Genomic DNA, 17,440 nt, shown 5'->3' with positions numbered 1-17,440 from the left:
CGATGAAACGCAGTTCTAACGTCAAACGTTCTTCAATGGATAAAAGCTTTAAAGTTGGGCGAATTATCCCATTCGTTGCTTTTGGCGGAATCTTCTTTTTAGCAACGCATGAGTCCAAAACAGAAGGCTACATATACGCGAATGCCGATGAGTGTAAATCGGATTCTCCTGAATTTAGCGAACAGTGTGACATAGCTTATCAAGAGGCGATGGCGAGAGCGGAAGACAACGCTCCGCGTTATAACAACCAGTTCGAATGTGAAGATGATTTTTATGAGGATGATTGTTATTACAGCTCACGACATCGTTCTTACGTCCCGTTTGTGGGGGGGTATTTCTTCAGTCGCGCAATCAGTGGTCTAAGCGGTTACAACAAAAGTTACTATTCAGAACCTATGTATCGCTATAAGTCTAAGTATTACAACGGAGCAGGGCAGTTCTATGGCTCTTACCGCAATCAAGCGACCAAAGTCGCTAGTAGCAACCTAAACAAGCGTGGTGGTGGTACGATTGGGCGTGCCATGTCCCGAGGTGGCTTCGGTAAAGCAGTGTCCGTGAGTCGTGGCGGTTAACAACTATGTTTCGACGAGAGATACAAGAAAGAGAAAACTGGCGTGATTTGGCACGCCAGTTTGGTTTCGGCTTCCACTCCATGTACGATCAACCTTACTGGGATGAGAGCGCTTACTACCAATTTAACCTTGAGCAAATAGAGCGAGACATTGAAGCGCCTACCGAGGAGCTTCATCAAATGTGCCTTGAGATTGTGGATGAAGTGGTACGAAGCGAGCGATTACTGACTCGGTGCGCGATTCCAGAGACCATGTGGGCTCAAGTCGCGTCTTCTTGGCAACGAAGAGAGCCGTCGCTATATTCAAGAATGGATTTTGCTTACAACGGCTTATCGCCAGCAAAGTTATTAGAAAATAATGCTGACACGCCAACCTCTTTATTTGAAACGGGCTTTTGGCAGTGGGTGTGGTTAGAGGACGTTGTCAACAAAGGCCGAATCCACCAAAGTGCGGATCAGTTTAATATTCTGCAAGATTTTCTTATCGAGCGCTTTGCTGATATCGCCAAACTACACCCTGGCCAAATACTGCATTTTAGTTGCTGTAAATACACCGAAGAAGACAAAGGAACAGTGCAGTATCTGGAAGATTGTGCACGTGAAGCAGGCTTAACCACAGCATTTGTTTTTGTTGAAGATATTGGTGTGACCGAACAGGGCTACTTTGTTGATGCTGACGACCGAGCCATCCGCTGGATGTTTAAACTTTACCCGTGGGAGTTCATGTTCGAAGAGGAATACAGCAAGTACCTTGCAACATCGAGTGTGAACTGGTTAGAGCCGATGTGGAAATCGATTCTGTCTAATAAAGCGGTGTTACCTTTGCTATGGGAACGCTTTCCGAATCACCCTAACCTTCTGCCTGCGTATTTTGCCAACGATCCCCAAGCGAACAGTTTGAAAGATTATGTCATCAAGCCACTATTTTCTCGCGAAGGCGCGAACATAGAGATCATCAAAAACGGACAGCGCTTAGTTAAAACGCCCGGACCGTATGATTCGTGTCACAACATCGTCCAGCAATATCATCCGCTACCGAAATTTGGTCAAAGCCATACCTTGATTGGCAGCTGGTTAGTCAATGACAAAGCCGCAGGCATTTCGATTCGAGAAGACAACAGTCTGGTTACGCAAGATATGGCACGTTATATCCCACACGTTATTTTAGACTGATCAAAAAAGCTCTCCGTTTTGGAGAGCTTTTCATGCTATGCATTTTGCATCGGCAGAGCAGACAGCTTATTCTGCTTCTGCCAGTATGACACCACGCTGAGTGAGGCCGGAAAGCATCGTCGGCATTGCATTGAAGATCTCTTCAAACTGCTCCAAACCTTCCATGCCTTGGTCTGCCAGTGTTGCGATCGTGGTTTCTGGATCGTAAAGCATGGTGAGAGAAAGCAGAACGCCCCCAAGCAGCGCGTTGTCTTCGCTGTCTTCAGGCATTAATGTTTCCCAATCGTCGCGGGTGATTTGCCAGCCTTGAAGTACGCCTTCGCAGAAGTCACGTGCGCTTGCCGACACGATATCTTGATCATCCAGTTGACAACCTTCTGGCCATTGCCATGTACTTTCCAGTAGTGCAGGGCGAGCTTGGTTCCACATTTGAACTATCTCATCAATGTACTGCTCTAGTTGTTCACCATCTGAAAAGGGCGCAGTTTCTTCCCCTCCCCATAGAAATGGCAGCCACTCTTGAGGATTTAGAACGTTTGGCGCACAAGCCATTGACGTTACAAAGCCTTGAGTTTTCGCTAGGTTAAGTAGTTTTCCATCAAGTTCTGGAAGAGAAAGGATGTCTTGTAGTTTCAAAATCGAATACCATCTGTTAACGGGCTGATTAATTGTGCTCATGTTACCAATCAATCATCGATAAATCGATATTAGGGAATGATTCGTTTAAATCTATGGATATTCGTTCGTCACTCAGAAAAAAAAGTATTCTCGCTCTAACGCTTTATTTGTGTTTTTTCATCGCGACCATTGGTTCAGTTGTGTACCTTGTGGTCGAGCCACCAGTAAGAGCGAAGCTTGAACGTAACCTGAATTTACGTACCCAGTTACTCGCGTCTCACATTGAGCGGCCGTTGACTAATTCTGTCGGTTTGCTCAATAGTTTGGTCGGGTTAGGGCAAACAGCGGCGGCTGATGTTTCCCTGCAAGATACCATCCCCCAACTGCTCGCTGTGAGTGATGATATTATTGTTAGTGGAGGCTTGTGGCCGAAGCCAAGATTTGAGGGTGAACGTTGGTCATACTCAAGCTTATTCTTCAATAAGAATGAGCATGGCAGCTTAGATCTCATCCATTCTTACAATAATCCAGAGTCTGGAGGTTATGACAATGAGGCATGGTATCAATCTGCGGTGAATAAACCTGCGGGCTATGTAAGTTGGTCTGGTGTTTACATCGATACCTTCACCCAAGTTCAGATGATCACTGCTTCTGCGCCTTACTACAGAGAGGGCGTGTTTGCTGGTGTGGCTACTGTCGATGTATCGCTTGAAGCTTTACTCCAATTCATTCGCGAGCATACTAACCACTACTCTTTAGGCGTAGTGATACGTGATGCGGATGGGCAAGTTGTGGTTGAGCATAATTTCAATCTCACGAAAGACATTTACATCAGCCAGCTTGAATTTGGTGCTTTTCATTGGAAAATGGACGTTGTGAATGCCAAGGTTCAAGTTTCTGAACAAGTGTTTGAACAAGTCATGAGTGTAGAGCGGGGCATCATACCTTTCTTATTGGTCTGCGTGCTGGTGGGCTACTACCTACTCAATCGTTATATTGTTGAACCCATCGTCCGTATCGCGCAAAAAATCGATGATTCTAAAGCTGGAAGCATCATAGATATTGGTTATGACAGCGCAGACGAAATCGGGCACTTGATCACTAAGTTCAATGAGAAAACCGTGTACCTAGAACAAGAGCGAGCCAAAGCATTGGCATCGACAAACGCGAAAACTGCATTTTTGGCAACCTTATCCCATGAAATTCGAACGCCGATGAATGGTGTATTAGGGACGGCGCAAATACTGCTGAAAACCCGGTTAAACGAAGAGCAAAGAAAGTACCTTAATACTCTGTATGACTCTGGCGATCATATGATGACGCTGCTTAACGAAATCTTGGATTATTCTAAGATTGAGCAAGGACATATCGAGATCGATAACACGCCATTTCCGATTGATTCGATTTTGGGCAGTATTAACAGCATCTATGATTCTTTGTGTGCAGAGAAGGGGCTTGAATTCCGAGTGATCTCGAATGTGCCAGAGGGACGTTGGTACAACAATGATAAAGCGCGATTGCGTCAAGTATTGTTCAATTTGATCAATAACGCGGTTAAGTTCACCGATCAAGGTTATGTGGAGGTAGAGCTGACGGAGCAGGTAAGTGGGGACCAAACTCACCTTTATATTAGTGTAAAAGACACAGGTATAGGGATTCGCCCTGATGCTCAGAAACGTATTTTCCGCCCGTTTGAGCAGGCGGAGTCCTCAACCACACGTCGATATGGGGGGACAGGGCTTGGATTGGCGATTGTTAAACAGATTTCTGATCACATGGGCGGTAGTGTTACTGTACAAAGCCAAGAATATATCGGTACCAATTTTGTTGTTGAACTTGAACTAAATCCTTGTGAAGCTGGAGTATTGGAGCCTCAAAGTACACATAAGATCAATTGCCAGGGTTTACGTGCGCTTATTGTCGAAGATAACCGCACCAACACCATTATTATGGAAACTTTCTTGCGCTCAAAGGGATTCATTTGTGTGTGTGTCGATAATGGAAAACAAGCGGTAGAGCAGGTGGCAAGTCAGGATTTTGATTTGGTATTAATGGATAACCATATGCCTGTGCTTGATGGCGTTGGTGCAATCACGGTAATACGCGCCATGGATTCTCGTGCAAACTCTGTATTGATCTTCGGCTGTACCGCTGATGTTTTCAAAGAAACACAAGAGCGTCTGCTTGATGTTGGCGCGAACCACATCATCGCTAAACCTATTGTTGAGTCTGAGTTGGATGATGCTTTGTATCGTCACGCCTCAATCCTGTTTCAATACAGAGCGCGCGAGGAGAATGAGAAAGTAACCCCAAGTAATCTAGAGGCGTTGCTTTTGACCTTTTATATGGAATTAGATGAAGAAAACCTTTCGCAAGCGCTTACGACGCTTTCTTATATTCTCGATAGTGTGCAGCCGAGCATGACAGCGGAGTTGAGAGGCGTGATAGAGCGTATTGAGAGCCACTTAGTCAAAGCATTATCCCCTAAGCAAGAAGATATCGATAAGCTCACCATATTGTTGGCAGATCAATAATTCCTTTAAAGCGAGTAATGGCAAGTATGCGTCTCGAAAATGCGTGGGAGAATGGTCAGTTAAGCTCTCACCTTATGTCGATGTGGTTCCAAGTGCTAACTTACTATTAAGCAATATACAGTTACTCTCACAGAAACAAGCATCTTGAGGCTACTTGCGTGTAATAGCCTGTTTTGTATGCAATTTAGCGAAATTATAATCAAAAAAACGAAAAGAGGTGTTTTTTTTCGTTTTTAGCCTTGACCATCGTGCAGATAATCATTAAATTGTCGCCTCGTTGGTCAGCAATGCCAACCAAAATTTGATTCGGTGAGTTGTCCGAGTGGCTGAAGGAGCACGCCTGGAAAGTGTGTATACGGCAACGTATCGAGAGTTCGAATCTCTCACTCACCGCCACATTCATAAAAAAAGACGTCCTAGGACGTCTTTTTTTATGCCTTGAATATGACTTACCTATCTAGTGAGTTTCTTCCACTCAATAAAACCTACCGCCCAAGTTACTAGCCAGTGCGCCCCAAGCTATTTACAACAGATGATTCACAAATAGGATCCACTGTGTGCAAACATGAGTTGGCGTTTGTCATCTAGAAAAAAAGCTCCAACACTTGGAGCTTTTTTCGAAAAGAGAGTGGTGACCCTAACTCACTGTCCTATTGGGCGTGATCACTTGAACCTTTCTATTAAACAGGCTCTGCACTGCGTTCGTATCCTTTTCAAAGCTTAACACCTCGTTGGTAAGCTCAGTACTCGTAAGCATAGAAAGCGTTTCGCTCAACTCAAGTTTTGAGTTAGCGCGGTTTTGTTCTCTTTCTTTATGATCTATTTGAACCACCTCTCTGCCTAGAAAGATTCCCTTCTGTAGCGAGGTGGTTTGCCTATTGCTATTGATACAATCAATAGGTATGTGGCGCTGTGTTGATTGGATATCATTGGACATAGATTACCTAAACTCTTAAATCCGAGCCTTGAAGTTGGGGGGGTAAAGTTTCCACGGCGATATGAGCGGATAATAAGTCTTCCCAAGATTCGCTTTGTGTAAGCAGCTCAGAGAGAGCATGCTCAAATAGATCGTTGTCTAGCAACTCTGCTTGAAGCAATCTATTCAGACAAAGTTTGTGCCTGTGGTTGTCTAGGCTAAAAAATAATTGATGTTCAGACCAATGGTAGTTAAAAGCTACAAAAGAACGATAAAGTTCTGAATTGACAATTTGTAAATCGACGATTTCGGCTTCTAATTGAAGCATCCCTGTCGTTGGGTGAAAAATTAAATGGACTTTTAAGTTGTCATCAAAAGCTAAACCCAACTCATCTTCAATCAACTGTAATTTAGGTAACCCTATTTGATGAGCAAATTTAAGTAAAACCTCATCTACGATTTGGCGCGCAGACATAGAAGTCATCCTTTTATGAATTTTATGGTCCAAGATATGAGAAGCTAACTAATATGTTTATCAAAATTAGTTGGACTTTTTTATAACAAGGGTTTTCTGGTATATAAGTAGCGTTTTTACTAACATGATTGCTTATGAATCTGAGGTGTGAGCTTTTAAATTATACCCTGTGCGATTAGATTTATGGAACTAATATCAAATTGTCAAGCTAACGAGTTCGACGCTAATGAGACGCTTCTTATCATTCAAGATTTATTTTTTGAGTATTATATAAAATACAGGTTGATTTTTTGTCTATTTCTGTACCAAAATTGCGGTTGTAATTTTTATAGAAAAAAGATAATTAGATCGAGTCTATAGTGAAATTTAGGTTGATTACCGGGTTGCTGACCATGTGTTTCTTGAGTGCTTGCACTTACAACAACTCATCAAAGGATGGAGGGGTTGGTCATTCTCAAGCTGTTCTGTATGGGTGGGTAACCTTTGACGAGTATATTGCACCAGTGAGTACGTCTGTCGATATTGATGTATGCCAAGTCAACGGAGAGAATTGCGTCGTTGTCGCAAAACAATCATATCAAGGTGTGCAGTTGCCTGTGCAATACTCATTTGTTATCGCGCCGATACAAGCAGGTAAGGGTGAAATGAAAATCCGAGCGAAATTACGTTCTCAAGGGGAAATCAGAGCTCACAAAGAAGTAGATTATGTTTTTACGCAAGGTAGTGTGCACAAAGACTTGAGGCTAAGAACATTACAATAATGACTAAAAAAATAATTGGTTTTATTTTTTAATAAACAAGATAAATGAAGCTAAAACCAGTGCTTCAGCTTCAAATAGCAATGGGTTAGTCATTGTCTCAGTAGCTATAGGTAAGAATATCAGTTGTACTTACTATAAGTTTTATGTTTATATCCCTCATTTTTGAGAAGTTGGCTAGATAGAGTGCTTCAACGAAGCATTCCATTTTTCTATAAAAACGATAAAGGTGAAAGTAGACTCAACATTGGTACTTTCACTTATTCTAATATAAGAATGGCTTTGATTGCTTTAGTATCACTAGTAATAAGATGAACTTTAGCAAAACCTTATTAATTGTCGAAAATATAACAAATCAATCTCGATAATTTTACCAAAAAACTTTACTACCTCTGGTAGTTTTTTGAGCTATTTATAATTTTATTCGGGGAGTATTGGTGTGCTATTGCAGCTATGCTCTTTTCTTTGCTTCTTTAATTGACATCGTTCTGATTACACATCTGTAAGTACGTTTTCTAGGTGTGAGTCGAGCTTTGGCTTTTCTCTAGTTGTATTAGAGAAATTAGAATTATGAAGGGTAGAAAATGGATGTGTTAGGCCAACTAAACACAGAAAAGGTCAACTCGCTATCGCGAAAAGTCCATAGTACTTGTTACTACGAAAAATATGATGAAGTTTTTCATTCTCATCAATCTCATATTGTTGTTGTTCATCATGGACAATTGCGAGTTCAGACGGGAGATTGCACGCTAGATGTTGTCGCTGGCAGTGGAGTTTATCTTTCCCAAGGGGATTACCTATTAGAGTGTACGCCGTTAGATGGTCAATATACGGCGTCAGTGATTGAATTTGATAATGAGCTTATCAGTCAGTTTTTACAAAAGCACAGTGACTTGTTGATGTCGTTGTCTAAAGTTGAAAATGTTCAATCTGGATTGTTCCCGTTTACTCTCAATTTATTGATAGAGCATACGCTATCAGGAATGAAAACCCTGGAAGAGCAATCTTACCCAGAGACCATTATGCGCTTAAAGTACGAGGAAATGCTCATCTTACTTTTGCATGGTGAGCAAGGTGAGCACCTGTACGCGTTATTGTCACAACTTACCAATAAGGTCTCAGACCGACTTCGCCGCTTTATGGAGCTTCACTATCTGAAAGAGTGGAAGCTGACGGATTATGCGCAAGAATTTGGTGCAAGTCTGACGACGTTTAAAGAGCTTTTCAATGAGCACTATGGTATGTCTCCTAGAGCATGGATCAGTGAGCGTCGCCTGCTGCATGCCCATAAATTATTGCTAACCAGCAAAATGAGTATTGTCGATGTTGCGATGGAAGCAGGCTTTTCCAGCCAATCCTACTTTACGCAAAGCTATCGACGTCGTTTTGGTACAACACCAAGTCGGGTTCGATCTGGTGACGAACAAGTGACAATTTCTTAGGTAAAATGTCTGACGTCTAAAATTTTCTGACTAATTTTGCAAGGCATGAACTTACTTAAACTCTATTATGTACAGAGTGAAAACGAACAAAACTATTACCTCTACTTCCTTCTGGATTGTTCGGAGTAGATGCGGAGAACAAAACCGATGAAAAAGCTGCATTGGCGACGCCGTTCGCTTTTTCCTAACAACATTGTGACGCAAAGGAAGGTCACTGTATTGCAGAAAGGCACAAGATACGAAGGTTTAACTCAATCATCGCAAGTGCCTAATGTTGTTAATGTTAACCACCGACAGCTTCTCAGTGAAGACACTTTAAGTAGCGAAAATTTATCTTTGCTGCAACGCTTACTTGATCGCAACGTTGTCGATTGTTTATGTGCTAGCCAAGTGATGAAAACCTATCAGAAGCTCGGTGCTTCTATAGACAAGTTCGCTATGCGCCTTTTTCTCGAAATAGGTGGACAGCTGAGTGACAATCATCTGTTGAGCACTTTCGAGCAAAGGCTGGATTTCATTAATAATCGATTGGGATTTTGTTTTAATTTAGCGTCTCCTAGAACGTTGATCCTATCAATGCATTTGACATTGAACGAATGGCTTAACAGCCAGACAGATCAAACTGTGTTGAGTGACACCATTAAGCTTGAGCAATTGATCAATCAGTTAAGTATTCAAAAAGAGTACTGGTCTAGATTATCGATAGAGGAAAACAGCGCGATTTTTGCAGAGCAGCAGTTGGCGCTTATTCAGAGCCAGCAAAGTGAACTGTATGAGCAGCTAAATATTCTCAATGATCAACAATACCAAGTGATTGAATCTCATCGTGTCATGTTGGAAGAGTGGAAGCCAACACTTGATGAGCTAAAAGGCTTATCTCAATACACTGAGACATCAGATAAATTTATTTCTAAGTGGAAAATCTGGTGCGTTGAAGCCAGATTGCATGCGCCTGAACTTAACGATGTGTGGGATGCTTGCGAACATGTGTACAGCGATTTAAATGCCGCTGCGAAGATTTGGCATTGGTTTCAAGACATGCAAACTGTTGGCAAAGTCGATCACTATTATTTTGATGTTCAGAGCAACCAGTGTGGGAAAGCTTATAACTATCTCAGACAGATTTAAATAGAGCCAAATATGTTAGATCAAATGATGAAATCTCTTGCGGCAACGTTGGGGACGGGAGGCTTTGTTTCCTCAAAAAATGGTTCCTACGATATTGAAGTTGACCAAATGTTGCTTAACATTCGGCAGCAATCATCATGGGTCCTGTGGGAAACCATACTCCCTTTTCAGTTTGTACAGCCCCTTGATTACCAAAAAGAGCAGGCACTAAAGCGCTGTATGCAGCTCTCTCTGAAAACACTGCGTGATACGAAAAGTACATTGACTGTCAATGATCAAGAGCAGTTGATAGTGCAAGGAAAGATGAACATGGAAACGACAACAACAGAAGCACTATGTGCAGAGCTTTCCAAGCATGTGAATTTGGTGGAGTTGTTTAGTGAAGTGCTCGAGCATCAACGTGTTAATCATACCGTCAGTCACAGTATCTGGATTCCATAATGCTTGCCGTTCTAAAAAGACAATTAGGCCAACTTGCTTGGTCTGTCTCATTTACTCTGAGTTTATTGGTGGCACTGCCTTCACACTCATCAGAGCTTAATTGGCCCGATCAACCGTTTCGTTATTATGCGGACAACGATTCATTAAAAGATCTATTAAATAACTTTGGCGCAAATTATCGTATTTCTGTATCGGTCAGTGACAAGGTGAACGAACGTGTAAGTGGTCGATTTACGCCAGAAGACCCGGCAGAGTTTCTTGATTACCTCGCGCAGGTATACAACTTGATGTGGTTCTTCGATGGCGCGGTGTTGCACGTATACAAAGCGACAGAAACCCGTTCACGGTTACTACAACTTGAGCTTTTGACTGCGCGTGAGTTGCGCAGCACGCTAATATCGACGGGTATCTGGGATCCTCGCTACGGTTGGCGTGCAGCAGAAAATAAAGGTCTAGTATACTTAGCTGGCCCTCCTCGGTATGTCGATTTGGTTGTGCAAACGGCAGAAGCGTTAGAGAGCCGATTGGTTCAAAAATCTAACTCTACCGATGAGCTGTATGTTGAAATTATTCCTTTGAAGTACGCTTCGGCAACGGATAGACAGATCAGTTATCGTGACCAAGAGGTTACGGTCCCGGGTATTGCATCGGTGTTGAGCCGAGTATTGTCTGGTGTGCAAACTCAAATTAAGACAACCAATCAAGGTGACGAAGCGGGCGCGAATACGACTGCAACTACTTCAAAAAATGTTTCGGTTCATGGTGGAGCGTCAGTTGAGGCTGAACCTGGTTTGAATGCCATCATCGTCCGTGATACGCAAGCAAGACTACCTTTGTATCATAAGTTAGTGGCTCAATTGGATCAGCCGCAGTCACGAATTGAAGTGGCGCTCTCAATTGTCGACATTAGCGCGAACGATTTGAGTCAACTTGGTATCGATTGGCGAGCGGGTATCGGGGCAGGAAACAATAGTGTTCTAGACATCAAAACCACAGGTGACGTTGCTGGTGGTGATGTGACACTCGGAAGTGGGCAAACTTTTAAATCATTGCTTGATGTAACCAACTTAAATTACCTGTTGGCTCAAATCCGTCTGCTGGAATCTCAGGGTAGTGCTCAAGTCGTCTCTCGACCGACCTTGTTAACTCAAGAAAACGTTGAAGCGGTCCTGAATAACAGCAGCACGTTCTACGTCAAGTTAATTGGTAAAGAGACCGCAGCGCTCGAAGAAGTAACTTACGGCACCTTACTACGAATCGTCCCACGAATCGTAGGAGACCGATTTGTTGAGCGGCCTGAAATCAACTTAAGTTTGCATCTTGAAGATGGCGCTCAAATTCCAGATGGTGGTGTTGATGATGTGCCATCTATTCGAAAGACAGAAATCAGCACGTTGGCAACAGTGAAGCAAGGGCAGAGTTTACTCATCGGTGGTGTCTACCGTGATGAGATAAGTCACCAATTGCGTAAAGTACCTTTGTTAGGCGACATACCTTACCTTGGTGCGTTGTTTCGAAGCACCACCGATACCACCAGAAGAACGGTCCGCATGTTTATTATTGAGCCGCGAATTGTTGTTGATGGAATCGGAGATAACGTGCTTGTCGGTAATGAACATGATTTGAGACCCAAGCTCGGCACATTGAACAATATTTCCAATAACAGCCAGGATTTGAAATCAGCCCTCGCACTGTATAGCTGTACAAATCAAATACAAGCGGAACGCCATCAGCAAGACTTATCGTCACAGGGCAAGTCGTCGTTGTTATCACAATGTGAGCTACCTTCAGGAAAGACAGGATGGCGGGTGCAAATTAAAGAGTGTGATGAGTCACAAAATCATTGCGTTCAACCATTAGAGGAGCAGTAGCCTCAATGCAGCAATGGAAAATTCGAATTCTTTCTGGCGTCCATGCCGGGGTAGAGGTGACCTTACCTCATGACTCATTGGTATTGGGCAGCGACGATTTTACCGCAGATCTTGTGTTAACGGACTCGGATATCAAGGAGAGTCACCTCGTGTTGGTGTGCGATGGTGAAACCGTTCTACTGCGTGATTGCGAAGATGTCACAGTCAATAATGAGAGCGTTACTGTCGACACTGAGGGTGTTGAGTTAGCGCGTAACGCCCTCATTTCTGTAGGCCGCTTAACCTTTGCTGTGGGATACCAGGGTGATGATTTGGCTGTCGATGCTACAGATGTCGTTGATAAACAAACACCCCCCGTTAGTCACAAACCGTTTTCAGGCTGGAAGAGAACGCTTAGTTTGGGATTGCTGTTTAGCTTGTTACCGACCTTCATATTTTCGGGTATTTGGTATAGTCAAATTCGAGCAAACGATACTGAAGTTATCTCTGAAGCTGAACCCATTGCCTTAGTACGTAATATTTTGAGTGAATTGAAGCTGGATGATGTACGTGTCGAATGGAATGCCATGGCAAAGCAGGCAATTCTAGAAGGTTATGTCGAAGATAGAACGCAAAAGCTTCAATTGCTTGGTCGAATTGATATTTTGGGCATTAACTACAAGAGTGATTTGCGAACCATGGAGGAGATCCGCCGTGGTGTAAGTTTTATCTTACGTAACCTCGGTTATCACCAAGTCAAAGTTGAGAATGGCGAAGAGACAGGCACATTGCTCTTAACGGGCTACATCGACGATGCGGGACGTTGGAGCCAAGTTGAGCAGATACTCGAACGCGACGTTCCTGGTTTGGTGGCTTGGAAGGTTGAGTTGCAAAGAGCCGGCGCTTACATGGATACGCTCAGATCATTACTCGAAAAAGCTGAGTTACTAAAGAAGGTTCAGTTAGTAACAAGTGGCGATCGTATCGAAGCTCGCGGTGAGTTGGATGATATTGAGAGTACTCGCTTTTATGGCGTAACGAGGGATTTTCGAGAGCAGTATGGTGAAAAGCCTTACTTAGTTTTGAAGTCTATTCCTAAAGTAAGCAAAGGTACTAACATCGATTTTCCATTTCGCAGTGTGAATTTTGGCCAAGTCCCATACGTCATTCTTACGGATAATGTGCGTTATATGGTTGGGTCACGAACCCCTCAAGGGTATCGTATTTCTAGTGTGACCCCAGAAGGAATAGAGCTAGTGAAAGGTGGGCGAGTGATCTCAATCGATTTAGGTTTCAAAGCTGGAAATACCAATGACAAATCTTGAAAAACTACTACAAAGTGAATCAGGGCAGGAACATAAAGAGGCAGTTCTCCTCAAGTTCAAGCAAGCTCAATCGACGGTTAAGCGCCAGCTTGATCTTGGTTGTTCACCTCGAGAATACCAGTCACTGTTAGAACAACATAAAGCGTATCAAGCGGCTTTGGCTGTAATAGAAACGATTAAATACAACAAATAAGAGGGGTTAATTATGGCAACTACTACCAGTTCATTTTATGATAAAAATAGCAGTGTTTATCTTGACGAGGTTAAAGATAAATTACAGGAACAAGCTAAGCTCGCAAATGAGGCCGTCAATGCCGCAATCGATAATCTTAGCGAAAACGCCGACGATCCATCAAAGCTGGCCGAATTGCAACACACAATCAACAAGTGGTCGATGATTTACAACATTAATGCTACCACCACTCGAGCCATTAAGGATGTGATGCAATCGATTCTGCAGAAGGTGTAAGTTATGGAAAAAGACATGCGTCGACTTCTCGCCGAAACGGCTTTGATGGCAACAGGTATACATCGCCACGAAGAGGCAGAGACTATCGCATCTTGCTTGGAATCTCATGATGATACAGCAGAAGTCGTATCGATGATTCGTTCTACGAGTTTGATGAATCGTGGTCGTTACGAAGAGGCTCATCAGCTGCTTGAACCTATGTGCGCGAATTATCCGGACTTGATCTGCTTGGCGGCACTGGCTGCGGGTAAAGCCGGATTAGCCAGTAAAGCGGAATCTTGGTTAGCGATAGCCTCAAAAGGCAGTCAAGAGAGTCAAGCTTTTGCAATGAGTTTTTCTCAAGATATCCGGAACTTTTAATGAAGATTGAAGACAACATCGCGCACTATACGCGTAGCGACACGCCTCTCCCTTCGAGAGTTGATCCTTATGAGGCAGACAAGATGAGCCGTCTAATGAGTGAAAGTTTATCGGCCAATCATACATCAACAGTGCAAAAAACTTCCGAGATTCCCGCTCAAGTTGAGGCCAAGGTTAAACCATTAAAAGAGTGGTATGAGTCGCTAAAAAATTCCGGAAACTTCAGCGCAACCGCGGTTAGCCGCTCACTTGAGGGGAGGTTTACTTCTTCTAGTGCTATGAGGGATGCACTGTGGTATGCCTTTAACCAGGAAAAGAGCTTAAAAGGTACCGATAACGCATCACCTGAGCTATTCGTGTCACTCGAACAAGAGTTGTTGGGCAGTTTTTCTAGACGCTTGTTAGCGGATCCCCCCCAAGACCGTGCAGAGCTAAAAGCTCTGTTGTCTGAGCACTTTCCTTTTAACGCTCAAAAAGAGCAAGCTCTTTGGCGTAGCTGGGCTGAATTGAAAGGTGCCTCTGACCAAGACGCATTGTTAGAGATGGTTAGGAAAGAGACGGTCACGGTCATGCAAATTAATTCCTTGGTCAAAAACATGCTGAATAACAGCCATAAAATCGATTTCTCATAGGAACGCATATGATCAATACGCAGTACACCGAAGTTATTCAGACGAACCTTGAGCAATTACAAGATGCTCAACCTCAAGATGGGCTTAGCGAACGTTTTGATCAGGCAATGTCGGCTTCAGAGGGAAACAATGGCTTAGAGGGCGGCTTTTTAGAGAACATCAGCGAACTTAAAAACACCATTGATACCGCTAAAAGCACTTTAACCGATAGCATGAAAGTGGTGGGTGACAATCCTGCTGAGCTTTTGCAAATGCAATGGGCATTGACTCGAATTACCTTTCAAGAGGAGCTGATCGCCAAAACGGTAGGTAAAACGACGCAAAACGTAGAAACACTACTGAAGGCACAATAGCCATAATGAAAATAATATCCATAATGAAAACAATAGTCATGATCAAAACAATGCGTGCTTTAGGCATGTTGCTGGTTGTCTTTTTGGTGGGTTGTCAGACGGAACTTTATACAGGTGTAGACCAGCAAGAAGGTAATGAAATGTTGTCAATCTTACTTTCCGAGGGGGTGGTTGCAACGAAAGAGCCGGATAAAGACAATACCGTAAAGTTGCTGGTGGACAACGCGCAAATAGCGTTTGCTGTTGATGCGCTTAAGCGAAACGGCTACCCAAAAGAACAGTTCTCGACGTTAAAAGAAGTGTTTCCGAAAGACGACTTGATTTCGTCCCCACTTGCCGAACGAGCAAGACTTATTTACGCGAAATCACAAGAGTTGTCTTCTACATTGTCACAAATTGATGGTGTATTAGTCGCACGTGTGCACGTTGTCTTGGAAGATCAAAATCTTCGTCCAGGAGAGCGACCAACGCCAGCATCAGCTTCGGTCTTCATTAAGCATGCTGCTGATGTGGCGCTGGATGCTTATGTTCCTCAAATTAAATTGCTGGTGAACCACAGTATTGAAGGACTCAATTACGATCGTATTAGCGTGGTGATGGTTCCATCTTCAGAGGCTCGTATTACCTCTCAGGGGAGCCAATTTGAAAGTATATTGTCGATTCAAGTGACCAAAGATACTGCAAGTCATTTGATTGCTATTCTTGTTTTCTTGGTATTCCTCATCATCGGTTCTAACTTGGCGACCTATGCTTTGTGTCGCAGGAATGCCAAACGTGGTTGATTCCGATGCGATGGTTTCAAAAGCTGAGCATCAGTTTAATTATCGCCCTTGTAGCTATATAGATGAAAGCTGGATAACCGAGAACCAACCTTGGTTACTGAACCTTCAAGGTTGGAGAGAGCAGGCGGCGATCAATCAGTGGTGTATTGAAAATTGGGCACTGTCACCAATCACTGACCATGTCTTTAATCATCCGTACAGTAGCTTGGTACTACTGCCTGTTGAGGCGACAAACCGACTACTGTTAATGATTGGTGGAATAATGCATTGTCACGCGATGCGTCAAGTGGTGCTAAAACAGCCCAAGCAGTGCCTCAACCAGATCTTTGGTGTGGATGAAACGCGTTTTTTCATTCAACAAGGGCCGATGATGATTTCCAACTGGCCCACCGGTTGGCAAAAAGCGCTGCCAGAAAGTTTCGATGAAAAGAGCTTTGAAAACACAGCCAGAGAGCTTGGTTATTTGTGGGTAAGATTTTTACTGGAGAAATCGCCATCAGAGCTAGTACAACGATGGCAATTTAAGGTCAATCGTCAGTTGACCCTCACTGATCTCAGGACCGACTGGTTAGATGATGCGCATCGAGATCTTGCATATCGACTTATTAAGAAAATCGCAAAACAGGTAATTCCTCAATGGTTTCATTTGTTGAAATAAAAACGGACAACTTGCAATTAGCGCCGGGCTTAAAAGTGCTCAAAGCAAAAGATTATGTGAGTTACTTAGATTCGCAGCATTTGGTCGAAGCGGCACACTCCAAAGCGGAGAGTATTGTTGCCAAAGCAGACGAAGCTTATGAGCTAGAGAGGCAGCGTGGCTATCAGGATGGTATTGACCAGGCTAAGGCTGAAAATGCCGAAACTATGTTGGCAACCCTTGATCGATGCAACGAATACTATTTGCAAGTCGAACAGAAAATGACAGGCGTTGTGCTTGATGCGGTAAGGAAGATCATTAGTAGTTTTGATGATGTGGATACCACCGCCAGTGTTGTAAGAGAGGCGCTTCAACTGGTGAGCAATCAAAAGCAAGTCATTCTCCACGTGCATCCGGATCAGGTTGCTGATGTGCGCGAGAAGGTTTCCTCAATACTCAGTGATTTTCCTGAAGTGGGTTATGTTGACGTCATCGCCGATGCACGTTTAAAAAATGGCGGCTGCATTCTAGAGACCGAAGTTGGTATTATCGATGCAAGTATTGATGGACAGCTTCAAGCGCTCAAACAGGCCATTACCAAGCAATTGAGTGAGCGTCAGAAGATACACCTTTAACCTCTTTCCTCTATTCCCTGAAAGCCCAGCTCTGCTGGGTTTTTTTTTGCTTCTCAGTTGCTAGCTACTGAGAAACAACTAGAACAATGACAGCCTTGTCAATCGTTTCCCTCTAGTCATGTATTTCGCGATAAATCCACGGTCTGCTAACTTACTTTTTTACAGCTATCATCAGGGGGGATTTTTACCCGATGAAGATTTACGTATGTAGGATGGTAAGAATATGATGGTGATTATTCCATCGTAACAGGAAGCTTTGTTTTGGCAGCATTTTAATTATAAATTGGCGCAAGTAGCAGAAACCCTTGTGCTAATTGAGCGGGGTTAGGAGCGACTCCAGA

At 43.3% G+C, this 17,440-nt stretch carries 20 protein-coding genes and 1 tRNA gene; 18 read left to right on the top strand and 3 right to left on the bottom strand.

Annotated features, from left to right (window positions below; translation table 11 throughout):
- Positions 1-2 precede the first annotated feature (2 nt).
- Positions 3-572: a DUF1190 domain-containing protein gene (locus AND4_RS09300; protein ID WP_009842710.1), complete on the top strand. Its 570-nt coding sequence runs from the start codon at positions 3-5 to the stop codon at positions 570-572.
- Between the two features lie 5 nt (positions 573-577).
- Complete coding sequence (locus AND4_RS09295) at positions 578-1,744, top strand: glutathionylspermidine synthase family protein (protein ID WP_009842709.1); 1,167 nt, start codon at positions 578-580, stop codon at positions 1,742-1,744.
- A 66-nt stretch (positions 1,745-1,810) separates the two neighbouring features.
- On the opposite strand, the gene AND4_RS09290 is transcribed toward AND4_RS09295, so the two are convergent.
- Complete coding sequence (locus AND4_RS09290; RefSeq protein WP_086026810.1) at positions 1,811-2,422, bottom strand: YecA family protein; 612 nt, start codon at positions 2,420-2,422, stop codon at positions 1,811-1,813.
- A gap of 53 nt (positions 2,423-2,475) precedes the next feature.
- Here AND4_RS09290 and AND4_RS09285 point away from each other — a divergent pair, with 53 nt between their 5' ends.
- Positions 2,476-4,896, top strand: a complete 2,421-nt coding sequence (locus AND4_RS09285) for a hybrid sensor histidine kinase/response regulator (protein WP_009842707.1) — start codon at positions 2,476-2,478, stop codon at positions 4,894-4,896.
- 308 nt (positions 4,897-5,204) lie between these two features.
- Positions 5,205-5,292: transfer RNA gene (locus tag AND4_RS09280), tRNA-Ser, on the top strand.
- A gap of 241 nt (positions 5,293-5,533) precedes the next feature.
- Here AND4_RS09280 and exsE2 read toward each other — a convergent pair.
- Both exsE2 and AND4_RS09270 read right to left on the bottom strand, forming a co-directional pair.
- Positions 5,534-5,833 carry a T3SS regulon translocated regulator ExsE2 gene (exsE2, locus tag AND4_RS09275; protein WP_009842706.1) on the bottom strand — a complete coding sequence of 100 codons (300 nt, stop codon included), beginning with the start codon at positions 5,831-5,833 and terminating at the stop codon, positions 5,534-5,536.
- Between the two features lie 7 nt (positions 5,834-5,840).
- On the bottom strand, positions 5,841-6,287 hold the full coding sequence (locus AND4_RS09270; protein ID WP_009842705.1) for a CesT family type III secretion system chaperone: 447 nt from the start codon (positions 6,285-6,287) through the stop codon (positions 5,841-5,843).
- Between the two features lie 359 nt (positions 6,288-6,646).
- Between AND4_RS09270 and AND4_RS09265 the strand changes: the two genes are divergently transcribed.
- The 14 genes from AND4_RS09265 to AND4_RS09200 all read left to right on the top strand — a co-directional run bounded on the left by AND4_RS09265 (position 6,647) and on the right by AND4_RS09200 (position 17,099).
- Positions 6,647-7,048: a YscW family type III secretion system pilotin gene (locus tag AND4_RS09265; protein ID WP_241210255.1), complete on the top strand. Its 402-nt coding sequence runs from the start codon at positions 6,647-6,649 to the stop codon at positions 7,046-7,048.
- Between the two features lie 581 nt (positions 7,049-7,629).
- The gene (locus AND4_RS09260; protein WP_009842703.1) at positions 7,630-8,487 is read left to right on the top strand and encodes an AraC family transcriptional regulator; all 858 of its coding nucleotides are present in this window, start codon (positions 7,630-7,632) and stop codon (positions 8,485-8,487) included.
- Between the two features lie 147 nt (positions 8,488-8,634).
- A complete protein-coding gene (locus AND4_RS09255; protein ID WP_009842702.1) occupies positions 8,635-9,615 on the top strand; it encodes a T3SS regulon anti-activator ExsD domain-containing protein in 981 nt (326 codons plus the stop codon).
- A gap of 12 nt (positions 9,616-9,627) precedes the next feature.
- Positions 9,628-10,056: a YscB family type III secretion system chaperone gene (locus tag AND4_RS09250; protein ID WP_009842701.1), complete on the top strand. Its 429-nt coding sequence runs from the start codon at positions 9,628-9,630 to the stop codon at positions 10,054-10,056.
- Positions 10,056-11,927: a type III secretion system outer membrane ring subunit SctC gene (gene sctC / locus AND4_RS09245; RefSeq protein WP_009842700.1), complete on the top strand. Its 1,872-nt coding sequence runs from the start codon at positions 10,056-10,058 to the stop codon at positions 11,925-11,927. The genes AND4_RS09250 and sctC overlap by 1 nt, the downstream gene beginning before the upstream one ends.
- 5 nt (positions 11,928-11,932) lie before the next feature.
- Positions 11,933-13,231, top strand: a complete 1,299-nt coding sequence (gene sctD, locus AND4_RS09240) for a type III secretion system inner membrane ring subunit SctD (protein ID WP_009842699.1) — start codon at positions 11,933-11,935, stop codon at positions 13,229-13,231.
- Complete coding sequence (locus AND4_RS09235) at positions 13,218-13,424, top strand: EscE/YscE/SsaE family type III secretion system needle protein co-chaperone (protein ID WP_009842698.1); 207 nt, start codon at positions 13,218-13,220, stop codon at positions 13,422-13,424. The genes sctD and AND4_RS09235 overlap by 14 nt, the downstream gene beginning before the upstream one ends.
- Positions 13,425-13,436: 12 nt before the next feature.
- Positions 13,437-13,700 (top strand): type III secretion system needle filament subunit SctF, encoded by a 264-nt coding sequence (gene sctF, locus AND4_RS09230; RefSeq protein ID WP_009842697.1) that lies wholly within the window; start codon positions 13,437-13,439, stop codon positions 13,698-13,700.
- 3 nt (positions 13,701-13,703) lie between these two features.
- Entirely contained in the window at positions 13,704-14,060 is a 357-nt protein-coding gene (locus tag AND4_RS09225; protein ID WP_009842696.1) for a YscG family type III secretion system chaperone, read from the top strand.
- Entirely contained in the window at positions 14,060-14,692 is a 633-nt protein-coding gene (locus AND4_RS09220; protein WP_009842695.1) for a YopR/YscH family type III secretion effector, read from the top strand. The genes AND4_RS09225 and AND4_RS09220 overlap by 1 nt, the downstream gene beginning before the upstream one ends.
- Before the next feature lie 8 nt (positions 14,693-14,700).
- A complete protein-coding gene (sctI, locus tag AND4_RS09215) occupies positions 14,701-15,045 on the top strand; it encodes a type III secretion system inner rod subunit SctI (RefSeq protein WP_009842694.1) in 345 nt (114 codons plus the stop codon).
- 38 nt (positions 15,046-15,083) lie between these two features.
- The gene (gene sctJ, locus AND4_RS09210) at positions 15,084-15,827 is read left to right on the top strand and encodes a type III secretion inner membrane ring lipoprotein SctJ (protein WP_009842693.1); all 744 of its coding nucleotides are present in this window, start codon (positions 15,084-15,086) and stop codon (positions 15,825-15,827) included.
- Positions 15,820-16,485 carry a SctK family type III secretion system sorting platform protein VscK gene (vscK, locus tag AND4_RS09205; protein ID WP_009842692.1) on the top strand — a complete coding sequence of 222 codons (666 nt, stop codon included), beginning with the start codon at positions 15,820-15,822 and terminating at the stop codon, positions 16,483-16,485. Before sctJ ends, vscK begins: the two co-directional genes overlap by 8 nt.
- Positions 16,464-17,099: an HrpE/YscL family type III secretion apparatus protein gene (locus tag AND4_RS09200; protein WP_009842691.1), complete on the top strand. Its 636-nt coding sequence runs from the start codon at positions 16,464-16,466 to the stop codon at positions 17,097-17,099. Before vscK ends, AND4_RS09200 begins: the two co-directional genes overlap by 22 nt.
- Positions 17,100-17,440 lie beyond the last annotated feature (341 nt).

The organism is Vibrio sp. AND4 (assembly GCF_000171815.1).
GTDB lineage: Bacteria > Pseudomonadota > Gammaproteobacteria > Enterobacterales > Vibrionaceae > Vibrio.
The sequence above is the reverse complement of the archived record's forward strand: the minus strand, read 5'-3'. Positions and strand labels throughout refer to the sequence as shown.

Coding starts and splice junctions, on each gene's coding strand:
- AND4_RS09300 (WP_009842710.1), top strand. CDS start 3: ATGAAACGCAGTTCTAACGTCAAACGTTCTTCAATGGATAAAAGCTTT.
- AND4_RS09295 (WP_009842709.1), top strand. CDS start 578: ATGTTTCGACGAGAGATACAAGAAAGAGAAAACTGGCGTGATTTGGCA.
- AND4_RS09290 (WP_086026810.1), bottom strand. CDS start 2,422: ATGAGCACAATTAATCAGCCCGTTAACAGATGGTATTCGATTTTGAAA.
- AND4_RS09285 (WP_009842707.1), top strand. CDS start 2,476: ATGGATATTCGTTCGTCACTCAGAAAAAAAAGTATTCTCGCTCTAACG.
- exsE2 (WP_009842706.1), bottom strand. CDS start 5,833: ATGTCCAATGATATCCAATCAACACAGCGCCACATACCTATTGATTGT.
- AND4_RS09270 (WP_009842705.1), bottom strand. CDS start 6,287: ATGTCTGCGCGCCAAATCGTAGATGAGGTTTTACTTAAATTTGCTCAT.
- AND4_RS09260 (WP_009842703.1), top strand. CDS start 7,630: ATGGATGTGTTAGGCCAACTAAACACAGAAAAGGTCAACTCGCTATCG.
- AND4_RS09255 (WP_009842702.1), top strand. CDS start 8,635: ATGAAAAAGCTGCATTGGCGACGCCGTTCGCTTTTTCCTAACAACATT.
- AND4_RS09250 (WP_009842701.1), top strand. CDS start 9,628: ATGTTAGATCAAATGATGAAATCTCTTGCGGCAACGTTGGGGACGGGA.
- sctC (WP_009842700.1), top strand. CDS start 10,056: ATGCTTGCCGTTCTAAAAAGACAATTAGGCCAACTTGCTTGGTCTGTC.
- sctD (WP_009842699.1), top strand. CDS start 11,933: ATGCAGCAATGGAAAATTCGAATTCTTTCTGGCGTCCATGCCGGGGTA.
- AND4_RS09235 (WP_009842698.1), top strand. CDS start 13,218: ATGACAAATCTTGAAAAACTACTACAAAGTGAATCAGGGCAGGAACAT.
- sctF (WP_009842697.1), top strand. CDS start 13,437: ATGGCAACTACTACCAGTTCATTTTATGATAAAAATAGCAGTGTTTAT.
- AND4_RS09225 (WP_009842696.1), top strand. CDS start 13,704: ATGGAAAAAGACATGCGTCGACTTCTCGCCGAAACGGCTTTGATGGCA.
- AND4_RS09220 (WP_009842695.1), top strand. CDS start 14,060: ATGAAGATTGAAGACAACATCGCGCACTATACGCGTAGCGACACGCCT.
- sctI (WP_009842694.1), top strand. CDS start 14,701: ATGATCAATACGCAGTACACCGAAGTTATTCAGACGAACCTTGAGCAA.
- sctJ (WP_009842693.1), top strand. CDS start 15,084: ATGATCAAAACAATGCGTGCTTTAGGCATGTTGCTGGTTGTCTTTTTG.
- AND4_RS09200 (WP_009842691.1), top strand. CDS start 16,464: ATGGTTTCATTTGTTGAAATAAAAACGGACAACTTGCAATTAGCGCCG.